Source organism: Gynuella sp. (assembly GCF_050297175.1).
In the GTDB taxonomy this organism is placed as follows: domain Bacteria; phylum Pseudomonadota; class Gammaproteobacteria; order Pseudomonadales; family Natronospirillaceae; genus Gynuella.
In genome coordinates this window covers 1-1,626 of the sequence record NZ_JBNKSF010000055.1, presented here as the reverse complement: position 1 = coordinate 1,626, position 1,626 = coordinate 1, and the positions used below count along the sequence as shown (strand labels likewise).

Here is a 1,626-nt window from a genome sequence, read left to right as displayed (position 1 = left end):
AGACAAAGCTGGTTTCTGTAGTGCTACGACATTACTATTGCTCATGGTGGTGTACTCCTGTTGGTTGTTGATCTTGCCGGATCAATCAACAGGATACGCTGCCATCTTTTTTTGTCATACACCAGAAATGATCATATCTCTGTTTTTAATCAGTCTGGCTAATTCCATGCAAAATTCTGTGAAGCCCAATTTCCGCAAAGCTTTCAATGGCCTGCCACTTATCGGCCCAAAGTTCATGGGCTTATCGCCTTTTGATGCCACCTTATTTGTGTTGTGCAATCAGGAAAACCTGACAGTACGGATGAATACCATCCTTCATCCGCTCAGTCAGATAGAAAATCTGTCCCTTAACAACTGAAAAGAGACGTTTGCGGAGTACCTTGTGCAGCCGGTGATGCATAACTCTCCCGGAATGAACGCTTGCATTCAGAGTTCAGCTTAAAGGTTTTTCATCCGGACACTTTGATAATGAGTCAGCTGCTCACGGAACAGTTTCATCAGCAGTTCGATGTTGTTGACGCCGCCATAATTCAGTCGGGTGACAAAGGCAATTCTCCGGTGTGGACCGGGTTCACCCAGGTGCACAGCCTTTAGTTCTGAGTTTTCACCGACCAGCTGGTCTAGGGCCATTTCCGGAACCAGTGTCGTACCCATTCTGCCAGCCACCATCTGAATCAGGGTGTAGAGACTGGTTCCAGCGAGGGAGTTGTCGGTTTCACTGGGGTTGAACTGACAGACGGCCAGCGCATGGTCCTTGAGGCAGTGGCCATCTTTCAATAACAGCAGGCGCATATGATGCAGTTCTTTACTGGTAATTTCGGTTAGCTTGGCACTCTCATCTTGGCGATGGAAGACCGTAAAGAAGTCCTCATCCCAGAATTCAAAGGCATGCAGTCCATCGTGGGCATAGGGTAAAGCCAATATCGCGGTGTCCAGATCGCCATTACGTACCATCTCTACCAATACATGAGACTGTTCCTCAACGATAGTCAGTTCCAGGTCGGGATACAGTTCGCGCACCCGTGGCAGAACTTTGGGCAGCAGAAAGGGACCAATGGTTGGAATTACACCCAGCGACAACGGAAAACTCAACGGAGATTTTTGGCTGCGGGACAATTGATACAAGTCGTCGATCTGTACCTTGATACTTCTGGCCCTTTCTAACAGTTGCTCCCCCATCGGCGTGACAAATACTTTTTTGTTATCACGCTCGAATATCTGCAGGTCCAGCTGGCTTTCCAACTCAGATATCGCGGTGCTCAAAGCAGACTGCGAGACTGAACACGAATCGGCAGCTTTCTTAAAATGACGGGTTTTGTCTACCGCCAGTGCATATATCAGTTGTTTTAGTGAAATCATGGCCGTCCCATCTAAAAAAGCGATTATAGTCATCTATTTTATTCAATTTATTCGATGAGTATAAGCCCCTAGTATCTCCCTCAGCGCTGATGCAGATCATCGGCACATCATCAGATAGTTATCCACGAGGAAAATGTTTACATGTCTATTATCAACAAAGAAATCCCCGAATTTTCAGTTCAGGCGTTCCACAATGGTGAATTCAAAACCATCACTTCTGAAGATGTGAAAGGCAGCTGGGCCATTTTCATTTTCTATCCTGCGGAT

Annotated in this window: 3 protein-coding genes; 2 read left to right on the top strand and 1 reads right to left on the bottom strand. The window is 46.6% G+C overall.

Annotated elements, in window-relative coordinates; translation table 11 throughout:
- A partial coding sequence (locus tag ACQY6I_RS20975; protein WP_428243470.1) for a hypothetical protein occupies positions 1 to 358 on the top strand: 358 nt, incomplete at its 5' end.
- 80 nt (positions 359 to 438) lie between these two features.
- Here the strand turns inward: ACQY6I_RS20975 and ACQY6I_RS20970 are convergent.
- The gene (locus ACQY6I_RS20970; RefSeq protein WP_428243469.1) at positions 439 to 1,359 is read right to left on the bottom strand and encodes a LysR substrate-binding domain-containing protein; all 921 of its coding nucleotides are present in this window, start codon (positions 1,357 to 1,359) and stop codon (positions 439 to 441) included.
- A gap of 147 nt (positions 1,360 to 1,506) precedes the next feature.
- On the opposite strand from ACQY6I_RS20970, the gene ACQY6I_RS20965 reads away from it, so the two are divergent.
- On the top strand, positions 1,507 to 1,626 hold a 120-nt coding region (locus ACQY6I_RS20965; RefSeq protein WP_428241950.1), incomplete at its 3' end, for a redoxin domain-containing protein.

Excerpts from the sequence above, each read along its gene's own strand:
- ACQY6I_RS20970 (WP_428243469.1), bottom strand. The coding sequence starts at position 1,359 with ATGATTTCACTAAAACAACTGATATATGCACTGGCGGTAGACAAAACC.